This window comes from Thermoactinomyces sp. DSM 45892 (assembly GCF_900107305.1).
Lineage (GTDB): Bacteria > Bacillota > Bacilli > Thermoactinomycetales > Thermoactinomycetaceae > Baia.
Genome location: NZ_FNPL01000017.1, coordinates 1 through 19,693, shown reverse-complemented (window position 1 = coordinate 19,693; position 19,693 = coordinate 1). Strand labels below are relative to the sequence as shown.

The following is a 19,693-nucleotide window of genomic DNA, read 5'->3' as shown; positions in this document are numbered from 1 at the left end:
AAGAACTTGAGTTTTCATTGTGCAAGCGAAAAACTCAAGTTCTTCTACATTTTCTCCACGAAACCAATCGATAATGTCCTATCGGATGTGTCTTTAAAAGATCACAAATCTTTATCCTGCAGAAATAAGCGATAGATGAAACACAACCGCAACAGGCAGACTATACCAAATAGGCAGAAACAACAAGTTCCGGTTAGTCCTATTTATTTGAATATTCGCATGCGTTTAATCACTGCCCGACTTCCTATATGAATGGGTATCCACCCAAGGGAAAGTAAGACAAACCCATACCTCTTAACAGGCGTGAGATTGTGTCTAAAATATATAAAATCCTATATTTTAGACCGTCATGATATCGAATCCATCTATAATAAGAAACGTATCCAATATCACCACTTATAAATAGAAGGAGCATTTGTCATGAAAAAGATGAAAAAAATAGCTACGATCATCCCTCTTTCTTGTGCATTAGTAGTAGGTGCAGGTGTTGCACCGTCTGCATCCAGTGTTGCTTCCGCTGCAGAAATGCCTGTTAGCAAACCAGCAACTACTAAACCATCAAATAACCAAAACCAACTCAAGGAGGATCTAAAATACAATTTCTTACGCGCAGCATCCATCCTCGATCACAAAAACATTAATTACTACGCTATGACAGAGGACTATAACAATATCAAGTTCGATTTGAAATACAATGATACGAATGCCCAGATCTCTACTAATGCTGTTGCAAATTCATATATGGACGGTGCAAGTGTAGAGTTATTAACTTACAAGAATGAATCAAACAGAGATCAAACAGCCTATACACCCGAAAAAAGTGTGAAAGTAACAGAGAGCTTTACCTACTCAAATGCAGAAGGGGTAAAATTGGGCTTATCGTCCCAAACTAAAATAGGTTTGAGCATTCCATTTGTAGCAGAGGGTGGAGAGACTATTACTGCGTCATCTGAGTTTACTTATAATCATACGAGCTCGAATACCACTACGAATGAAATAACAGAAACATTTAAATCACAACCCATCATAGCTCAAGCAGGGCAAATCACTACATACATTGGGATCGTACAAAATGCAAACTTCTCCGGAACATTCACAGGTAAAGCAGGCGTTACGGGTACCGTAGGAATGTATATAAAAGATCCCGATAGTGGGGACAGGATTTATAAAGAATTAACTCCATACCAAATTTTTAAATATGGTTCCATTTCTCCAACACATAAAGATGTTTGGTCATTAGATGATGACAATCAGCAAGTGATTCTAGATGGTATGTCCTTCTCTTATAATGGGGTTGGAGGACACTATTCAAGAATGGCCGTAAAAATAAAACCAATCGATGGAAAAGGCCCTACACAAATCATGCCATATGCAGAATATATGGCAAAAATGAAAAAGAAATAATAACATTTACTGAACTATCCACCGAAAGTGGACACTACAGGAGTAATGCAGATTACTCCTGTAGTGTCCACTCTTATTCTCTATAACATTTATAAAACAAAAAACAATATATATTATATTATATTTTCTGTATAGTATAATATATATTGTACCATACTATCTAGGCTTGAAAGGATGGCTCACACATGATTGATGTCCAAACAAAATGGTCAAAAGTCGACGATTATATTTCAAATCTACTTGTACAATCGGATCAAGTCTTAGAAGAAACCTTAAAAGCAAATGAAGAAGCTGATTTACCAGCCATCGATGTATCTCCTAGTCAGGGGAAACTCCTTCATCTACTCGCAAAAATCCAAGGAGCACAGCGCATCTTGGAAATCGGAACCCTTGGTGGATACAGTACGATATGGCTTGCTCGTGCCTTGCCACAAGATGGACAACTAGTAAGTTTAGAGCTTGACCCTATTCATGCCAAAGTTGCTCAGGCCAATATTGACCGAGCAGGTCTCACCTCCCGTGTGGATATTCAAGTAGGGGAAGCGTTAGACTCCTTAGCCACATTAGCAGAGGAAAGCCCCGTATTTGATATGGTATTTATTGACGCGGATAAGCCAAACAACCCCAACTATCTGCAGTATGCCCTAAAATTTTCACGCCCTGGAACTTTGATCGTCTGTGATAATGTAGTTCGCGAGGGAGAAGTCGTGGACGAAAACAGTGAAGACCCTGGTGTGAAAGGAACTCGTGAATTATTCGACATGATTGCTAAAGAACCTCGCTTAACTTCCACAGCCATTCAAACAGTGGGAGGCAAAGGCTACGATGGCTTCGCAGTCATTCTCGTCACTGAGTAAGTAGATTTTTCTTCCATATTAGATCAAACCATAAAATCAAACCTCCCTCTTATTCTCAATAGGGGAGGTTTTGTAGATTTAAACTCTGATTCCTAGCTTATTTATTGTATTCAAATATACGCAATGCATCTTTTCGAGCCTTGTCCTTATCAGCATCTGATTTTTTCAAATCATACTGGTATACAGCTGACTCCCAATCTCCATACATAGGATTTGGGAAAACAATAAATTTATCGCCGAATGACGACCGAACCTTGTCTACTGCTTGGTTCCGATCTTTTACATTTTTTTGATCAAATGCTTGGAAGTCAGATAAATTATCACCAAAGAATAGGACGATCTCTCGGTCTGCTGTAACTTTCTTTCTCCGTTCGTCTTTTCCTTTTTCATTCTCGCTCTGTAATAAAACGTGATCTGTATCCGCTTGTGGGATTCCTAAGTTCTTCATGTTCTTAATCGTGGCCTCTAGCTGATTCTTTTGTTTGCGATTCGATATGTAGTAAATGGAGACACCTTTTTCATTTGCATATTGCAAGAAAGGAACTGCTCCGGGTAGAGCTTCTGCTTTAGCTGCTTGAATCCAATCGTCCCATTTATATGGATATCCTTTTCCCTCTTTGACCGTCATGGCTTGATACGGACTATTATCCAGCACAGTCTCATCCAAATCTAATACAATCGCAGGCTTCTTCTGCGTCTTCTTTTTCAAAGCTTCATCTAATTTCATTTTCCCGATGTTATATCCTTGGTAATAGAGAGCTTTGCTTTCTCCTGCTGTTTGAAACCACACATCCGCCATTACTTGTTGTTCGCTCAAAGCAACTTCTTTCGCTTTCTCTTGTTTCACATCTTGTGTGGGTGTTTGACATCCCACTAGAGAGAAAATAGAGAGCGCTACTACCGCGCTTGCCTTCATCATTCGATTCATTTCTTATCCCGCTCCTCACTACATACTTTTTAGTACGTATTTACTATACATCATCTATTTATCTGTGTAAATTTATGGAATATCATTTATCATAGTTACTCTCTATTTCATACCTAACCCTTAAAAAAGGAACTCCAAAAATCCACATCTTATGGCGGGCTTCCATTTTCCCAGGTTTTATCTCTCTAATCCAAAATCGCTCCCGTAAGGGTAACTTCCAAGTAAACATCTTACAAGTTAGATAAATCCCTGAATCAGAAGAAGGAATTAAGGCTTCACTTGTAATTTGTAAATCACGCCCCATTTGTTTCCACTCCAAAATTCCAATCATCGCGGACCCTGGTAACGGTAGTGATATATTCATATAGGTCCGTCCCTGACTTTGATGGTACGAATACAGCGCTACGAATATAACCTCTTCTCCCACTTTTCTCAGCCAAGCCCGCGGCTTCTCTCTACCATCTAATTCTTCTGAGATAGGCGATATACTGCCCAACATCTCAACCGGCTTGCGGGAAATAGGCAAATTCAACTGTTGAAACCGCCTACTAAAGAGGTGATAGAAGAAGGCAAATGGAGTAAACCAATAACTCCAATGAATCCTCGCCATCAAACGATATCGCTCTGTATGTTGGTAAAAGTCCAAGATGGTTGGGGACAGTAGAGATACATCCACGTTAGGCGTAAACAATCGAACATCATCGACAAGCCCTTTCGGAGCCGTTTCATTTAGATCCACTATCTGCTGACAAATCTCGTCTCCAATTTTCCGTCCACCTCGAATGCGACTCATAGGAAAGTCCCATCCTGTAAAGCGAGATTCTGGAGTATGAGACATCCAGCCTACTAACCCCAGAAACGCGAAGCCTACACTATTGATGACTCCATGAAACAAAATCATAAAGTCAATGGTGATTCGATAGAGTCCCCAAACATTCCCTAGTGCATAAAGAAGAGAAAAAAGAATCGAGATTCCCACCGCAGAAAAAGAACTTCGAATCATCCATCTTTGAAAACGATTAGCAAATTTTTCACAGAAGGAAAGATAAATCACCCCATAAATTCCAACGATATAAAATAAAACAGATGCTAACTCCAACCACCTAGAAAAGGTAATCCCTAAAGCTACTATGACCGGAGATACAAAGATAACCCCACATACAAGCTTATATAGTGAGGATTGAGATCGAATCTTTCTACCGAGTAAACCGGCAAAAACCAAGAGCAAAAACGAAGAATAATGAAAATGAATTCCCGTTAACCACCGAATAATCGGTGAAAATCCTGTCTCCACATTCGCTTCATGAGCAAAATACCAAGCTCCGCCAATACAAAGATACATCATTCCTAAATCAATAGAGCATTCCTCTAGGTACGCAAATCCACGCTTAAAAAATCGTGTAAGACCATATAGTGACACTACAATCGTAAAGACTAGATAGATTCCTGACAGCCATGCATCCCATTTCGTCTGTCCTGTTATATGTAGTATCAAAATGGCAAGAAAAGCTGGATATGCTATGTACGGATATACACGTGCAAACCAGGAATTCCTCCCCATAACTAGATGCAAAACGAGCGGGACAAAGATTAGTTGAGCAGCAGTAAGTAATAAAAAATACCACGAGCGCTCTCCAAAACAGACAGCCAAAGAAAACAAAGCCAGATGCCAGACCATGTGTTTACTTATTTTCATCCGATTCGGAACTCTCCTTCGTAAGCAAAAATAGCCCCATCTCAATAGGTGTATTCTTCACGTTCCTCACCTCTTCTATATCTTATCATATATTGTGAAAAAATGAACAATGAATCGTATAACGCACCACTGTTGTCATCAATATCTCGTTTTCAATGCATCGTGCAGCATAAGTGGCTAACTTTGTTCCTTTTCCTACTTGATACGATTCAATTGCTTTAATGAGGCCGATCGTTCCAATGGAGATCAGGTCTTCTGAGTCTTCACCTGTGTTCTCAAACTTTTTGATATTGTAGACGGGAAACGATGTCAACGTTTTCAACAAACATGTCTAAATGGCCCATGCAAGTTACTTCACAGCGAGTGTTATCTTCATTAAATGTAAAAATGATATTATCAACCAAAGTCTGGATGATAGTTCTCTTCTTTTCAAAAGGAATATCTTCCTCTCGAGCGGCCAACTTTTCTAAATACGTGACTACCTGTTTAGCTCGTTCATTGGCTTCTTGGTTCTCTTGATTTTCATTTAAACGGCTTTGCAAAGATTGCAGCTCGCTTTTTAGGCTCTTAATATCTTTGTTCAACTTACTTAAGTCTTCATACATTTCTTCTTCTGTTATCGCCCCCCGAACAAACATCGTTTTCACTCTCGTTCTTTCTTTTTCCCTCTCCTCAATTCTTTTCGCTAACGCCTCTACCATCGTCTCAATCTGCTCATGAACGACAGCCGAATTTTTTTCAAAGCAGGATAAAATCGTATCCTGATCCATAATTGTGCGGAGGATGAGATTCCAAATAAAGTCTTCCATTACCTCAGCCCGTATTGTTTTCGCACTACATTTATAAACTTCTTCTCCGTATCTTTTCGGGTTCTTATTTGGACAGCGATAGCATCTATATTTCCCCTTCTCACCTGTTTGTTTATCTCTTCTTCCAGAGTAAGTAGTGCCGTTCCATGTACGCCCACAGTGCCCACACCGAATAAGTCCTTTTAACAAATACTGAAACTTAACACTTCCACCATTCGTTAAGTTGCGCTGTCTTTGTGACTGAGCTAGTTTAAATAGTGCTGGGTCAATAATAGCTGGAACCTCTGCCTGAACCCACTCTGAACGATCACGGACTACATATGTTTTCTTCGGATTACCACTCTTGGTCTTCTCTCCTTTGATCTTTTGATACTTTCTCCTGTTATACCAGTAGGTTCCAATATAAATTTCACTTGTTAAAATACGATTAATAGATGATTGATGCCAATTATGGCTCTCTTTTCTTTTTGGTGTAACACCCAATTTAACTAACTTATTTCCAATTTCACGGAGGGTCAAGCTTTCATATACGTACCATTCATATATCATCTTCACTAGTTTTGCTTCTTCTTTATTAATGACTAGACTCGAATCAACTAAATCATAGCCAAATGGAGCTACCCGCATCGGCATGATTTTCTTATGTTTCTCTATCGCTTTCAACCGACCTCGACTTGTTCTTTTGCGAATCATTGCTAGCTCATACTGAGCAATCGATGACTGCATGTTGAAGAAAAGCTGTCCCTCTGGAGTATCCTGGTATTCAGCATCACAGAAAACCAGCTTCACATTATACTTTTCAAACTCTCGACAAACAATTAATTTATCGGTCATATCTCTACTTAAACGGTCGGGATGTACACATATCACATGTGCAATCTTGCCACTAGCTATGTCATTTCGTAAACGATTCATCTCTGGACGGTCGATATCTTCTCCAGAAGCGCCTCCTTCTTCATAAATCTCAAACTTAGACAAGCCTAGAGAGTAAGCTTTATTCATACACATCTCAACTTGTGCTTCTAGGGACGTTCCCTGACTTGCTTGCTGTTCAGTCGAGACCCTAGCGTATAAGGCGACTCTCATCTCCACTCACCTCTTCTGATCCACCATATACGGCTTGAAATGCCAACTGTGCAAAGATATCAATCGCTCTATTTTTCGCATCAAGCGCCTCCTTTAATTTTTCATTTGATTTTGACTTTTCATTTTTTACGTATACAAAGGTTACCGGGACTTTCTTGCTTGTCATTCGTACACCTCCTTTGTTTTATTAATAAAGCGTACGTGGGTTGTGGGTTGTACTATCACATTCATCAATAGATCTCTATATATCTAAACAAAAATAGAAGACGACAATCCCTTTAGATCGCCGTCTTGATTCATTACTTCTCCATCTCACGCATCATCTGTTGCCAGACAGTTCCGCTTGCTTCTTCCCCGCTTTCGATCCGCTTTAAAGCAATTTGAGCTTGTAATTGTACTTCAAATTCTTTATCGTGAATCGCTTTTTGTAAAGCTGGGATGGCTGTAGAATCGCCTACCTCAAACAAATAACGCGCAGCACGCCAACGAACGAGTTTATTCCGATCGGATAGGGCCCTGCACATGGCTGGAATGGCGATAGGGTTCCCTAAATCAGAAAGCGTGTCTCCAACGGTTCTTCGCACTACTGCCGAAGGGTCTTCCAGTGCTCGCATCAGCAGCGGAAACACTCGATCATCTTCTAATTGTCCCAAGATGACTACAGCTTGTCGTCGAATGGAAGTTTGAGGATCCTCGATCGCTTTCTCTAAGATATCCAGTCCATCAAGAGCTACTTCCCATTGATCAAGAGCCGCAAAGCGAGTTTCCCATTCAGAGGAAGAAAAATCAGCTCTTACCTGCTCCGTCGAGAAAGTAGTTTTCACCTTTTGATACATCTCTGGATGAAGAGCAGCATCCACTAGCATGGATAAGCGCTTCTCAGAATAAGCCGCTACTAACTCTTCCACCAATTGCGCACCGATCTCCTGTAAATCACCATATCGCGGACTCTGTTCCAGCCATCTCCGTTCATAAACGTAATTGGAAACCCCTTTTTGAATCGCCATCATGGCTGTGGTAAACCGTTCAGGTAAGCCAAACCGTTTCTCCTCAGTACCTCTGGTTAACTTCACTTGAATCGGAATCCCTTTTAATTTTTGGATCTCGATTTTTACTTCTGCAAACGCTTGATCCATATGCTGGCCCTTCGAATCATCAGCAAGCTCCTCCCTTGATCCAAACAGGCGTTGTACATCTGGTAAAATTTGTTTCCAGTCTACTTTTGGATGACGCTCCACACTAATAAAATCCGCTACTTGGAAGATAGCCTTCACACCTTCAACGTCTAGTAGCTTCCGGATATGCTCAGGAGCCGATTGTTTCTGCTCTTTTCGGAAGTTATAGCTAATCCCATTTGTAAGCGAAGGTTCAATGATTAACTTCATCACATTCGGACTTGGCGTTGGTTCAATCGTTACGATTTTCATTCGATTCACCTCTTTATGTAGAAGATCATGTCCTGCCATTATAACCTTGTGGGGATTTGAAAACCATGATTAGTCTAGGAGTGATACTTTTGTTGTAAAGCGCTGGCGCATATTCGAGAGCTCACTGGAAATACTTAATAAATAGATAATGTACATCAATATGTATAAAAAATTCGAGGTCATTTAAACATGCCATCTACTAATGAAATCGATCCAAAAACATTCGTAAATCAAATAGTGAACACCCTTCAAAATCCTCCAGACCTAGTAAATCATGTATTTTCTCTATCACCTCATCTTCATGGACACTGTATTTTTATTGAAACATTGGTTAATCGACAGAAGATTGAACATGAATTACTTCACTTTTTATCCGAAGACTCTCTAGGCAACGAGTTACAATCATCTCATGACATCATAAATATACTAAAATATCGAATCCCGCTTAGCTCTATTAAAGAAACAACCGATTTAAACCACTGTATCCAGAAATTGCTAAGTGGGTGGTGTTTATTGGTTATCGAACAAACCGGACAAGTATTGTTACTGGATTTACTCAAAGCACCTCATCGAAATGTGACGGAACCATTAAGGGAATCTACCGTTCAAGGACCACAGGAAGGGTTTATTGAAAGCATTGAAATCAATCTGGCTCTCCTGAGAAAACGAGTAAAAAGTGTCCATCTACGAGTTGAGCAGTTCATCATTGGTACAGAAACGGAAACGAAAGTCAGATTACTCTACTTAGAACACCTTGCTCAAACCGAAGTGGTAGATGAATTTCGAAAGCGAATCCGTTCGATCAAGATTGATAGTATTTTAGACAGCGCCTATATAGAGGAGTGGATACAGGATAGAACACTCTCCCCTTTTCCCACTTTGTTAAAAACAGAAAGACCTGATGTTCTAACATCTCATCTGTTGGAAGGACGGGTGGGTGTGCTCGTTGATGGAACCCCAGATGCATTAATGGGTCCCGTTACCTTCTTTCAATTCTTTAGTACACCGGATGATTACTATCAAAGAGCTCATATTGCTACTCTCCTTCGTTGGTTACGGATTCTCTCTTTCCTTTTGGCTATACTCATACCATCTCTCTACATTGCCATTCTTACTTATCATCAGGAGCTTTTGCCCCACTCTCTTCTCATCAATCTTTCTGTTCAACGAGAAGGAGTTCCTTTTCCCACAATTTTAGAAGCCGTTATCATGATGGTCATGTTTGAAGTATTGCGTGAAGCAGGTCTTCGTATGCCTCGGATCGCAGGACAAGCTATATCCATCGTTGGTGCGTTGGTATTGGGAGAGGCGGCTGTTGCAGCAGGCTTAGTCGCTGCGTCAATGGTTATTGTCGTATCCATCACGGCTATTTCGAATTTCGTGACACCATCTTATAAATTCGGTATCACACAACGAATTATCCAATTTATCTACATGTCACTGGCCGGATTTATGGGATTGTTTGGTGTATTGTGCGGTGTACTGTTTACTATTGTACATCTGGCTTCGATTAAATCATTTGGTGTTCCTTACCTCTCCCCACTAGCTCCCTCTAAATTAAAAGACTGGAAGGATGCTGTTGTTCGTGTTCCTCGGCCATGGTTGGATACAAATCCTCAAATCACGAGAAAAAGACGAAGGAGAAGAGTATGAAAGAGTTAAAAAAAGGATTCATGATCAGCATAATAGGCGTCCTTCTATGCTGTACGACCGGATGTTGGGATAAAAACGAGCTGAATCAATTGGCAATCGGTGAGTTAGTAGGAGCGGATCAAGATCCAGATACAGGAAAACAGATTGTATATTATCAAATTGTAAATCCTGACGCAGTTGCGATCCAAAAAGGGGGCGGTATCAAGGCTCCTGTGTATACGTACCGTGTTGAAGCCGATCATATATCAGAGTTAGGGGCGAAAACATCTAATCTTTTACCGAGAAAGCTTTTTTCAGATCACTATCAATCTGAAATCGTGACAGAACGTTATGCCCGGCAAGGAATCATTTCATTGCTCAACTTTTTTGAGAAACAACATAATAGACGCTCTAATATTTACCTATTTATTACCGATTCACCTCTGTCTGACGTGATGATGACGTATCTCCCACTAGAAAGACTACCGGGACGCTCGCTTCGATCGATTATTGAGATCCAATCCCAAATAACTGGACGATTAAGCAAGAGGGTTCGAGTGAAAGATTTAGTTGAGAATATGGAATCCTCTAAGCTGACGGTTCTGCCTATGATAAGCCTAAATGGGCCTGGTCCATCTCCTTCTACCAGTCGATATGAACATATTTCAGGCAATCAAGGAAATCTCCATTTTAGCGGAGGCGCTATACTAAAGCATGACCGAATGATTGGAAAGTTAAAGTTAGATCAAATGGATTATTACTTTATCTTGAAAGGTGACAGCAAAGTATTTATGGAATCGCTGACGATCCATAATCATAAAGTGGCGATTCGAGCCGTTAAACCAAAAGTCTGGAGTCACTTAGATATTGTTTCTGGTGAGCCTGTGTGGAAAGTGGATATTCGTACAAAGCTCATGATAGTGAACAATGAGCAAAAGGAAGATTTAACTTTGGCGAATTTGGATATAATCAAAGAAACGTTTAAGCAACAAGTGTTTCAGAAAATGAATGAATTCTATCAAGAATCCGTCCGACAAGGATGGGACTTGTTTGGCCTTGAAGAAAAAATCAAGTATCAAAATGGAAAGGAATGGGATCTTATAAAGAAGAAGGAGAATATTTTGGGGAAAACAAAGCTCCAACTCTCTATCCAATGTGAAATTACCGATATTGGACAAATCATCAATCCATATACGGGGGAAAATGATGGAAACAGCTCGAATTAGCACATGGCAATTTTTTATACTAACACTTGTTTTTTTGTTAGGAACATCATTTTTATTTTTCATTGGTGGTCTCATTTCTATCGCAAAACAAGATGCCTGGATTCCTCCTTTATGGGCAGGAATAGCGAGTGTCCCATTATCCCTTCTCTGGGTAAAACTTATGAGCTATTATCCGGGAAGTACCCTAATCCAAATCTGTATTCAAGTAGCTGGAAAAGGATTAGGGAGATTGATTGCACTATTATATATTGGGTATTTTATTCATCTTTCGTCTCTTGTCACTCGAAATCTAGGGGATTTCATGAAAATAAATCTCATGCCACGTACGCCCATATCTGTATTTCATGTCATGTTTCTTATCGTTGTTTGTTACGCTGTCATAAAGGGCATCGAAACGATTGCTAGATCAGCAGAATTTTTGTTTCCTCTTGTTACAGTGACATTTATCGCTATTTTTTGTATTGCTCTTTATGAGTGGGATTGGGAGCGCTTTCAGGGAGTGTTTCGGATGAATATATGGGCGACAATGAAAGAGACTAGGTCCATATTTAGTTTCCCTTTTATGGAAGCTTTTTTATTGGCCATGCTATTTCCATATGTCAATAGCCGAAACAAAATCAAAGGAACGTTTATTTTAGCCAATGTTGTTGCTGCGTTATTACTAAGTGTAGGTGTTTTTTTCACAATAGGGGTACTTAGCATTACCCAGGCATCCCATGAAACTTACTCTATGTTTGTCATTGTGCAAGAGATACACATTGGAAATTTTTTCGAGCATCTAGAATCAACGATTGCCCTTATTTTGCTTATTATTGTTTTTATTAAGCTAAGCATCACTTATTATTGTGCAGTATCTGGATTGTGCCAACTGTTTCAAGTGAAAAATCGATCATGGATTGCCATTTCTCTTGTCTTATTAGTGTCTGGACTTTCACTAGCATTTGATAACATTCTAGAGAATATAGTATTTAACAGAGAATACTACTTTCAATATATGCTCCCTTTTGCTGTCCTTTTCCCTTTGCTTTTCCTTTTCGTAACATGGATGAAAAAAGGTAAGGCGAAACGAAAGGCGGTTAGTCCTCAATCATGATATGGTTTACCCTTTTTATTGCAGTAGCTTTGACAGCCAGTATCTTCGTGATGGTGAAACAAAAAACAAGCAAGAAAGAGATTACGTTATACGTGATAATCGTCTTGATCGGTTTCGCCTATTGGATAAGCCTTTTCTTAGAAAGGAAGTTTGACCCCCATCATTGGATTTCTAGATTCATTGATTGGATCTCTCTATGAGGATACCTTACATATTAGAACCTGCATTCCATTTAGTAGTTTCACATCAAAAAGCAAGGAGTTCTATAGTCTAGAACTCCTTGCTTTCGCATTTAAGAGACAAGCTACTATCCAAATCAGGAAAAAGAAATATCTCGTTATTGCAAGGTAATTACCAAAGCAGTTGTGATTTGCTTTTTATTTCATCGTAACCAATAACGATGCTTCTACTCCATTTTTATTCGGAAAATCTTTACTAGGATCCCTATCAAATTTTAATACACCCACAGACTTCTCTTCGCCCTTCATTTTTGTAAACGTTGCTTCGTCCACAATCGCATACATATCAGCATAGAGGCGCTCATCTCCAATGATGATGTTACCTTCATACTTGAATTTGGCACCATCGATGATGGCATTTTCTACTTTATCTTGAGCAAATAATATACCTTGTCCTGCTGTGATAGTTGGTAGCTGTTCAATTGCCTTTATGTCATTATTGTTATCGATTTTTTTCAATAATGCTTTCTTAACAAGTGCTTCACCATTTTTCTTGGTTAGGACAAGGACCTTTTTACTTCCTAGTGTTGTAAGCTTCGCTGTATATACATCTGTTTCTTTTAACTCCTTCTTATATTTACTTACCATTGCCTCTACTTGATCTTTTGTTCCGAATAATACAAATCCATTTGCTTTTTTTCCGAATAATGAGCAACCGGATAGAACTCCAAGTAAAATAGCGATTGCTAATCCGATACCAATCCATTTTTTCATTTATGATGTCTCCTCACATGTCAAAGATGTGATCCGATTGAAGATCAGATACTCTTACTTTATAGACGTTATTGTATAGGAAACAAACATCATGAATGAATCGATCAAGCTTACATTATGCTTACTTATTTGTAAGGAAAATGGATTGGATTGGCATCTTAGTGAGGTTGATCAACAAGCCCGTTTATTTATACATGAGCGGTAACACGCTCACTTAATTGTCCATCCTTAATCATCAACACCCGGTCACATAGATCAAGTACTCGTTCATCATGAGTGACCATAATGGCCGATTTGCCTCGCGACTTTACTTCCTCGGCAATCATTTCGACGATATTTCGGCCGCGTTTGGAGTCAAGGCTGGCGGTGGGTTCGTCAGCAAGGATCAATTCGGGATCGTTCATCCACGCACGAGCAATGGCAACACGCTGCTTCTCTCCACCTGATAACTGCTCTGGATAATGGTTTCGGCGATGAAACAAGCCCATTTGTTCAAGTAATTGATCTGATTTTTGTTTGGCTTCTTTCTCTTTCTTTCCCGCTAACTTGGACACAAGCAGTAATTGGTCTCGTACGGATAAGAACGAAACGAGATTAGAGGATTGAAAGATAAACCCGATTTTCTCTAAACGAACCTGTGCCATCTCCTTTTTAGTTAGTTTCGTAACATCTTGATTATCGAGGAGAAAGCGACCTTCGCTAGGGGAGAGTAAAGCGCCCATAATCGATAATAAGGTACTTTTCCCTGAACCCGATGGGCCGATGATCGCGACAAACTCCCCTTTTTGTACATGGAGGGAGACTTGATCCACTGCTTTAACGAATGTAGTACCTTCTCCATACCATTTGCTGATATTCTCTAACACGACTTTTCCACTCATTATTCCACCCTCCCAATTGCTTCGACTGCATCAATTTTCAATATCTGATAGAGCGATAACAGAGATCCGATGATTGAAACAACGAAAAACAGTCCAGAGAACAAAGCGATCGTTCTGACTTCTAATTGGAATGGGACACTGGATGAAATCAGAGCCTGGGCACCGTAAGAAAGTCCTATGCTACACAATATGACCAGTGTAATAATCACTAACATCTGTGCCACTAGACTTCGTGTGAGCTGTGCTGTACTCGCCCCGATGGCTTTTAAAACGCCATACATGCTTGTTTTTTGTAGAGTGATAACATAGAAAAACACAGCTTGCACAAATGAAGCGATAACAAATAAGAATACCATCATCATATTTAATGTACTTTGCTCTTCTTTATATCCTGGGATATTTTGCAGGGCATCCTCCTTGGTAATGACGTCGATATCTTTTACTTTGCTTCGTAGTGCATTCATGTTGGACGAATCCATTTTTACAGAAATAGCATTATAATAGGTTGTTGTTTCAGCAGTTTGCTTCATCGCAATGGACCTCCAATCATGCAGGTTCATAAACACGACAGGGGAATGACTATACATCTGCCCTGTTGTAAAACCAACTACCTGCCACTTTTGGTTGGTATCGGGGTCCTCTATCCAATCACCTATTTGAATCCCTTTCTTACGAAGGGATTGATCGATAACCACTTCATTTTTAGCATCATTCCGTAGCTTTTTCCCTTCTATGACCTCAGGGGCTAGGAATCCATTTGCATCCGTAGCAAAGACAGCAATATCAACCTTGCTATCTGTTCCTTGCTTCACGATCGAGAGCATTTTTTGACCAAATGGTGTTACTTCTCCAGGCTTAGAAAGCTTTTGAATCTCAACCCATTTGTCTTCTGTGATTCGAGATCGATTTAATTTCTTATCTGCATTAGGCTGAACGATAAAATGAGTTGCTTCTATATGTTGAAAGGAAGAAGCATTTTCAGAAGATAATCCATTCGCTAAGCCCGATATAAGGAACACTAACCACGTGATCAGAATCATGATGATACTAATGAGCAAGAAACGTAGTTTCGAATATTTGATTTCTCTCAGAGCCAGAAACATCTTGATTTCCTCCTCTATCTCAACTATCTGGCTCTATTATAAATGCGAATTATGAACACCTAATGAATAAAAAATTACATAGGAAGCCGGATGAGAAATTGAGTTCCTTTTCCTTCCTGACTCGTAACCTCAATCGAACCCCCATGCATCTCTACAATCTTCTTGGTAATAGCAAGCCCAAGTCCAGTACCTTGTTCATTTCTAGTCCGCGCTGCATCTACCTTGTAAAAGCGATCAAAAATATAGGGCAAGTTTTCACTAGGTATCCCGATTCCTGTATCCGCAATCAACACTTGTACCTCTTTTTGATCGGAATTAGATGTGTACATTTTTACGATAACGGTACCGTTTGAATCAGTGAACTTTACACTATTGGTAATCAAATTACTCCACACTTGGTAAAGCAATTTGGGATCCGCATGAATCATCGTATGAGGGAGTTCCATCTCAATGGTTAGATCCTTTTCTCTCCATTGCCATTCGGTCATAAAGATCACTTGCTTGATCTGCTCAGCTAGATCGAAAGCCGTTTTCTCTATGGCTCCCCCTTCTTTATCCAATGATGCCAGGGTTAACAATTGTTTGCTTAATACAGATAGCCGATGGCTTTCACTCCCGACAATCTCTAAATAGCGCTGTTGCTGCTCTCTAGTCAAATCCTCCGTCTGCAGGGTTTTCGTAAAACCTTGAATCGAAGTGAGTGGAGATTGGATCTCGTGGGACACATTGGAAACAAATTCTTGCCTCATTTCATCTAGATTTTTCACACTTTGCGCCATCTGGGAGAAGGTACAAGCCAATCTTCCGATTTCATCTTTACGCTGGATCGGCAAATAGAGATCATATTCGCCCTGTGCTACTAATTTGGTAGCACGTGTCAAGTCCCTAATTGGTTTTACCACATAATGCGTACTGATCAAAACAAATAGAACACTTAATCCAATAATAAGGGCGATCAAAACAGCAAAAAAGATACGCATCTCCCCGAATTGGTAGCCAATATCAGGGCGGAGAAACACCGCTTGTTTTTTCCCATCTAATTCAATTGGCATACCAATCGTGTTTCGCAATTCATCATCAAAGAAGCCCGTTACAAATGCCTCTTTAGGAAACTGTTCGATTCCGTGATATACCTCTCCCTGTAAAACCTGATCGATCGTAGTAGAGGATAGATGATTCATCCGAAAAGCCTTTCCAAAAAAGGTTGGTTCTTTTCGTTCATCGAATAAGGCAATCTGATAACCTAATTGAGAAATATGTTGCAGATATTTATCTAATTGGATTCCGGGATTATCACGATGAAATGAAACAATGGTTTGAGTCATCTGGGTAATCTTTTGATCATTAAACGATTTTAACTTTATCTGGTAATAGAGATTACTTCCTAAAAAAGCAACGAACCCACTCACTATCATGATGCAGATCGTTGTGATGGTAAATCGAGAATAGAGCGTCTTCACTAGGATCTGACCTCCATTTTGTACCCAATCCCACGTACGGTTTTAATAGTAAAATCGTCTGCCTTAGATTCAAATCGCTCACGCAAACGCTTTATATGTACATCAACGGTCCGAATATCCCCTACAAAGTCGTAGCCCCATACCAATTGAATTAATTCATCCCTAGTAAAAACCCGATTGGGATAACTAGCTAGCTGAGATAATAGTTCAAACTCCTTCAATGGAAGAATGACAGAGTTCCCCTTGCACAGAACCTCATAACTTTTTCGATCCACCATCGTTTCGCCAATCGTAATGACGTCCGAGTGAACCATCGAATACCGACGAAGCAGCGCCTTTACCCGAAATAGTACCTCCCTAGGCTCGAACGGCTTGACAATATAGTCATCTGTCCCACTCTCAAACCCTTTTTCTTTATCCTGCAACTGATCCTTCGCTGTCAGCATAATGACAGGGATATCATAATAATCCCGTATCTCTTTACACAGCTCATACCCATTTTTTTTAGGCATCATCAAATCGATAATCGCTAAATGAATCTGCTGTTTCTCTAGGATCTTGATTGCCGTCTCTCCATCTCCAGCTTCCCATACGTTCATCCCTTCTTTTTGGAGATGAAATCGAATCAGTTCGCAAATATGAGCATCATCATCTGCGATTAAGATATGAATCATAGATTTCACCTTTTCCCTTTAATCCTTTTCTTTCGCTTCTCTTCTATTATATAGAATGCTTGAAGCCTCTCAAAGCTACCCACCTTGAGAGGCTTATTTTGTTTCTCTAAACAATATTACTCACAAATTGAACGGTTCTGCCGTCCGTTACACCATCTTTTCAATATGAGTCTGTACGTGTGTGAAAGACAGCACCACTATTAGGTAGATAGTACATCCCTGAAGCATAAGATGTCCTAGGATCTAGATCATACACCATCGGAGTATAGCAAAATGTCTGACCATTAATCACTTCCCCATTTCCTCCCGCCGATTCGCAACTGAACCTTTTTCCATCTGTATTCCGGGTTATAAATGTATTCGCTTTCCAAGGCCAAGCAATGGGGGTAAACATCGTGATTCTGGCCCAAGCTGTTTTACACGCATTACTAAATCGTAACTCTACGATACCAATGTTAGAGTTATCAGGCCCTTTTAGATATGAGCTCCTTTTTGTTTCGACACTACGATCGCAATAATTGTAGGAGGGGCTTTTTCCATCATAATGATGGTTTTCGGCAAACACTTCCAGGTTCGATGTAAAGCTACCCGTAAACAAATAGACGAGAGAGAGAAAAAATATTTTTTTATTCAAGAAAATCTTCTCCTTTTCCATTGATAGCTCCTGCTACCTAAATATGTAATATTTTCAATATTTTGTATTATTGATCAAAACTACGTAACTGTCAAGTAGTACCACCCTCTTTCTTTATTATCCTTAGTATCATTGATACCGTATAACAATAAAAAAGCAAGCAAGGGATTGCTGAATCACCTTGCTTGCTTTATTCAAATTCTGGGACCAAAACACCTTTTTCTTTACAGATAGCTGCCAACCTAGCATCCAATTAGAACTCGACAAAAAAACTGTAGACAATATCTAAAGTTAGACATTGTCTACAGTCTGATTCAAATTTATCCTGATTAAAGAACGATGGATTCCATTTTATAGCCTTCTATCTTGGGAGAAGTAAAGAATCCTATTCGAGTATTCCAACCCGTTGCGCTTCCTTTTATAATCCGCCGTTTGGTATAACCTCCTTCTGCGCTAGTTCTATCTCTTGTGCTAGCTTTTCAGCTATCAACTCGACTGCTGGGGAGTCCATCATATCCATATGCGATCCTGGAATGTTGTAGATTTTGATCTTGTCCTTCAACACCTCAGACCATTCAATAGATAAATCTTTCCCTTCTTCAGCATTGAAATAAATGACCTCATTAGGATAAGAATCTAATTTTTGATCGGTTAACATTTTCGTATTGAAGAAAGCAGCCTTCGCTAGCCTCTCTATCCTTTCTCTCTCGGTATCAGGGGGAAATAATTCTTGAGCCTTTGCTTCGTTTAACATGTATTCGTACATGGTATCAATGTCTTTATCTTTTAGCTCTTCTTTTACTTTCTCCCAACTATCTTTAAAGATAGCCTGTGCGATCTGTATAATGGCATCCTCTTCCGTGATCTCATGTCTAAAGCTAGAAAAGTCACTGTCCATCAGAGCTAAAAGACTCACTTCCTCACCTTGTTCTAGTAGTTGACGGGCGATTTCATATGCAATAATACCACCTGCAGACCATCCACCGATCTTGTACGGTCCTTTAGGTTGTTTTCGTTTAATCTCCCCTACATAGATACTACAAATTTCTTTTAACGATTTTTCATTTATTGGGTCCATTTCCAAATAGGGAGACTGTATACCATAAAATGAACAATTACTCTCAAGGACCTTTGCTAGCTTTATATAACAAAATACAGTTCCACCAGCAGGATGAATACAGAAGAAAGGATCCTTTTCTGATTCCTGTAGATTGATAGTAAGGCCAGAGCTTTTCTCTGAACTAGTTTTTTGACGGATTAGACTAGCTAACTTTTCGAGAATCGTGTTTTGGAATAGAGATGAAACTTCTATTTCCTTATCAAATTCATTTTTTATCTGTGCTAGCAGTTTAATTGCTAGTAATGAATGACCACCAATCGAAAAGAAATCATCCGTTATACTAACTTCGTCCACTGATAATAGATCCTGCCATATTTTCACAAGCTTAAATTCAATATGGTCACGAGGTGCAACATAGATCCCATTTGATTCCTTGCGATCTGGCCTAGGTAATGCTTTTCGATCAATCTTTCCATTGGAGGTAAGCGGTAAGGTTTCCATCTCGACAAAATGCGATGGAACCATGTAGTTCGGTAATTGGGCCTTGAGATGCTCCCGCCATTCTGGCGTGCTTCCCGCGCCCACTACGTAGGCTACTAATCTCTTATCATCAGGCTCATCTTCTCTTACCAACACCACAGCTTCTTTGATAGATGGATGCTCTTGCAAAGCCGCTTCAATCTCTCCAAGTTCAATCCGGAAACCGCGGACTTTTACTTGATGATCGATCCGCCCCATAAACTCCAGATTTCCATCTGGAAGATACCTTA

Annotated in this window: 17 protein-coding genes and 1 pseudogene; 5 read left to right on the top strand and 13 right to left on the bottom strand. The window is 39.8% G+C overall.

Going from position 1 to position 19,693, the window contains the following annotated elements:
- Positions 1-420: 420 nt before the first annotated feature.
- On the top strand, positions 421-1,404 hold the full coding sequence (locus BLU58_RS13380) for an ETX/MTX2 family pore-forming toxin (protein ID WP_093292902.1): 984 nt from the start codon (positions 421-423) through the stop codon (positions 1,402-1,404).
- 185 nt (positions 1,405-1,589) lie between these two features.
- A complete protein-coding gene (locus tag BLU58_RS13375; protein WP_093292900.1) occupies positions 1,590-2,261 on the top strand; it encodes an O-methyltransferase in 672 nt (223 codons plus the stop codon).
- Positions 2,262-2,358: 97 nt separating this feature from the next.
- Here the strand turns inward: BLU58_RS13375 and BLU58_RS13370 are convergent, their stop codons facing one another.
- The 6 genes and pseudogenes from BLU58_RS13370 to BLU58_RS13345 all read right to left on the bottom strand — a co-directional run bounded on the left by BLU58_RS13370 (position 2,359) and on the right by BLU58_RS13345 (position 8,207).
- Positions 2,359-3,189, bottom strand: a complete 831-nt coding sequence (locus BLU58_RS13370) for a 5'-nucleotidase, lipoprotein e(P4) family (RefSeq protein ID WP_143123792.1) — start codon at positions 3,187-3,189, stop codon at positions 2,359-2,361.
- 82 nt (positions 3,190-3,271) lie between these two features.
- Positions 3,272-4,885 (bottom strand): YndJ family protein, encoded by a 1,614-nt coding sequence (locus tag BLU58_RS13365; RefSeq protein WP_093292898.1) that lies wholly within the window; start codon positions 4,883-4,885, stop codon positions 3,272-3,274.
- Positions 4,886-5,021: 136 nt separating this feature from the next.
- Positions 5,022-5,210, bottom strand: a pseudogene (locus BLU58_RS13360) (sigma factor); the annotation flags it as partial.
- Positions 5,161-6,780: a recombinase family protein gene (locus BLU58_RS13355; protein ID WP_093292894.1), complete on the bottom strand. Its 1,620-nt coding sequence runs from the start codon at positions 6,778-6,780 to the stop codon at positions 5,161-5,163. The pseudogene BLU58_RS13360 and the gene BLU58_RS13355, both read right to left, overlap by 50 nt.
- Complete coding sequence (locus BLU58_RS13350) at positions 6,758-6,946, bottom strand: hypothetical protein (RefSeq protein WP_093292892.1); 189 nt, start codon at positions 6,944-6,946, stop codon at positions 6,758-6,760. The genes BLU58_RS13355 and BLU58_RS13350 overlap by 23 nt, the downstream gene beginning before the upstream one ends.
- Positions 6,947-7,079: 133 nt before the next feature.
- Complete coding sequence (locus tag BLU58_RS13345) at positions 7,080-8,207, bottom strand: conserved virulence factor C family protein (protein ID WP_093292890.1); 1,128 nt, start codon at positions 8,205-8,207, stop codon at positions 7,080-7,082.
- A 189-nt stretch (positions 8,208-8,396) separates the two neighbouring features.
- On the opposite strand from BLU58_RS13345, the gene BLU58_RS13340 reads away from it, so the two are divergent.
- Genes BLU58_RS13340 through BLU58_RS13330 form a run of 3 tightly spaced genes read left to right on the top strand, consistent with a single transcriptional unit; the run spans position 8,397 to position 12,158 of the window.
- Positions 8,397-9,860 carry a spore germination protein gene (locus BLU58_RS13340; protein ID WP_093292888.1) on the top strand — a complete coding sequence of 488 codons (1,464 nt, stop codon included), beginning with the start codon at positions 8,397-8,399 and terminating at the stop codon, positions 9,858-9,860.
- The gene (locus BLU58_RS13335) at positions 9,857-11,065 is read left to right on the top strand and encodes a Ger(x)C family spore germination protein (RefSeq protein WP_176786681.1); all 1,209 of its coding nucleotides are present in this window, start codon (positions 9,857-9,859) and stop codon (positions 11,063-11,065) included. Before BLU58_RS13340 ends, BLU58_RS13335 begins: the two co-directional genes overlap by 4 nt.
- Positions 11,046-12,158 (top strand): GerAB/ArcD/ProY family transporter, encoded by a 1,113-nt coding sequence (locus tag BLU58_RS13330; protein WP_093292884.1) that lies wholly within the window; start codon positions 11,046-11,048, stop codon positions 12,156-12,158. The genes BLU58_RS13335 and BLU58_RS13330 overlap by 20 nt, the downstream gene beginning before the upstream one ends.
- A gap of 377 nt (positions 12,159-12,535) precedes the next feature.
- On the opposite strand, the gene BLU58_RS13320 is transcribed toward BLU58_RS13330, so the two are convergent.
- The 7 genes from BLU58_RS13320 to BLU58_RS13290 all read right to left on the bottom strand — a co-directional run.
- On the bottom strand, positions 12,536-13,111 hold the full coding sequence (locus BLU58_RS13320; RefSeq protein WP_093292880.1) for a lipoprotein BA_5634 family protein: 576 nt from the start codon (positions 13,109-13,111) through the stop codon (positions 12,536-12,538).
- A 188-nt stretch (positions 13,112-13,299) separates the two neighbouring features.
- The gene (locus tag BLU58_RS13315; RefSeq protein ID WP_176786680.1) at positions 13,300-13,992 is read right to left on the bottom strand and encodes an ABC transporter ATP-binding protein; all 693 of its coding nucleotides are present in this window, start codon (positions 13,990-13,992) and stop codon (positions 13,300-13,302) included.
- The gene (locus BLU58_RS13310) at positions 13,992-15,095 is read right to left on the bottom strand and encodes an ABC transporter permease (RefSeq protein ID WP_093292876.1); all 1,104 of its coding nucleotides are present in this window, start codon (positions 15,093-15,095) and stop codon (positions 13,992-13,994) included. Before BLU58_RS13310 ends, BLU58_RS13315 begins: the two co-directional genes overlap by 1 nt.
- A gap of 74 nt (positions 15,096-15,169) precedes the next feature.
- A complete protein-coding gene (locus BLU58_RS13305) occupies positions 15,170-16,555 on the bottom strand; it encodes a sensor histidine kinase (protein ID WP_093292874.1) in 1,386 nt (461 codons plus the stop codon).
- The gene (locus BLU58_RS13300; protein ID WP_093292872.1) at positions 16,555-17,229 is read right to left on the bottom strand and encodes a response regulator transcription factor; all 675 of its coding nucleotides are present in this window, start codon (positions 17,227-17,229) and stop codon (positions 16,555-16,557) included. The genes BLU58_RS13305 and BLU58_RS13300 overlap by 1 nt, the downstream gene beginning before the upstream one ends.
- 160 nt (positions 17,230-17,389) lie before the next feature.
- Positions 17,390-17,869 carry a YjfA family protein gene (locus BLU58_RS13295; RefSeq protein WP_093292995.1) on the bottom strand — a complete coding sequence of 160 codons (480 nt, stop codon included), beginning with the start codon at positions 17,867-17,869 and terminating at the stop codon, positions 17,390-17,392.
- A 412-nt stretch (positions 17,870-18,281) separates the two neighbouring features.
- Positions 18,282-19,693 (bottom strand): thioesterase domain-containing protein (locus BLU58_RS13290; protein WP_255404715.1); only part of this gene is annotated, 1,412 nt, incomplete at its 5' end.

What these genes read in the sequence shown, in the direction of transcription:
- BLU58_RS13375 (WP_093292900.1), top strand. Translation starts at nt 1,590, where the DNA reads ATGATTGATGTCCAAACAAAATGGTCAAAAGTCGACGATTATATTTCA.
- BLU58_RS13340 (WP_093292888.1), top strand. Translation starts at nt 8,397, where the DNA reads ATGCCATCTACTAATGAAATCGATCCAAAAACATTCGTAAATCAAATA.
- BLU58_RS13320 (WP_093292880.1), bottom strand. Translation starts at nt 13,111, where the DNA reads ATGAAAAAATGGATTGGTATCGGATTAGCAATCGCTATTTTACTTGGA.
- BLU58_RS13330 (WP_093292884.1), top strand. Translation starts at nt 11,046, where the DNA reads ATGGAAACAGCTCGAATTAGCACATGGCAATTTTTTATACTAACACTT.
- BLU58_RS13380 (WP_093292902.1), top strand. Translation starts at nt 421, where the DNA reads ATGAAAAAGATGAAAAAAATAGCTACGATCATCCCTCTTTCTTGTGCA.
- BLU58_RS13315 (WP_176786680.1), bottom strand. Translation starts at nt 13,992, where the DNA reads ATGAGTGGAAAAGTCGTGTTAGAGAATATCAGCAAATGGTATGGAGAA.
- BLU58_RS13300 (WP_093292872.1), bottom strand. Translation starts at nt 17,229, where the DNA reads ATGATTCATATCTTAATCGCAGATGATGATGCTCATATTTGCGAACTG.
- BLU58_RS13365 (WP_093292898.1), bottom strand. Translation starts at nt 4,885, where the DNA reads ATGAAAATAAGTAAACACATGGTCTGGCATCTGGCTTTGTTTTCTTTG.
- BLU58_RS13310 (WP_093292876.1), bottom strand. Translation starts at nt 15,095, where the DNA reads ATGTTTCTGGCTCTGAGAGAAATCAAATATTCGAAACTACGTTTCTTG.
- BLU58_RS13345 (WP_093292890.1), bottom strand. Translation starts at nt 8,207, where the DNA reads ATGAAAATCGTAACGATTGAACCAACGCCAAGTCCGAATGTGATGAAG.
- BLU58_RS13335 (WP_176786681.1), top strand. Translation starts at nt 9,857, where the DNA reads ATGAAAGAGTTAAAAAAAGGATTCATGATCAGCATAATAGGCGTCCTT.
- BLU58_RS13370 (WP_143123792.1), bottom strand. Translation starts at nt 3,189, where the DNA reads ATGAATCGAATGATGAAGGCAAGCGCGGTAGTAGCGCTCTCTATTTTC.
- BLU58_RS13350 (WP_093292892.1), bottom strand. Translation starts at nt 6,946, where the DNA reads ATGACAAGCAAGAAAGTCCCGGTAACCTTTGTATACGTAAAAAATGAA.
- BLU58_RS13355 (WP_093292894.1), bottom strand. Translation starts at nt 6,780, where the DNA reads ATGAGAGTCGCCTTATACGCTAGGGTCTCGACTGAACAGCAAGCAAGT.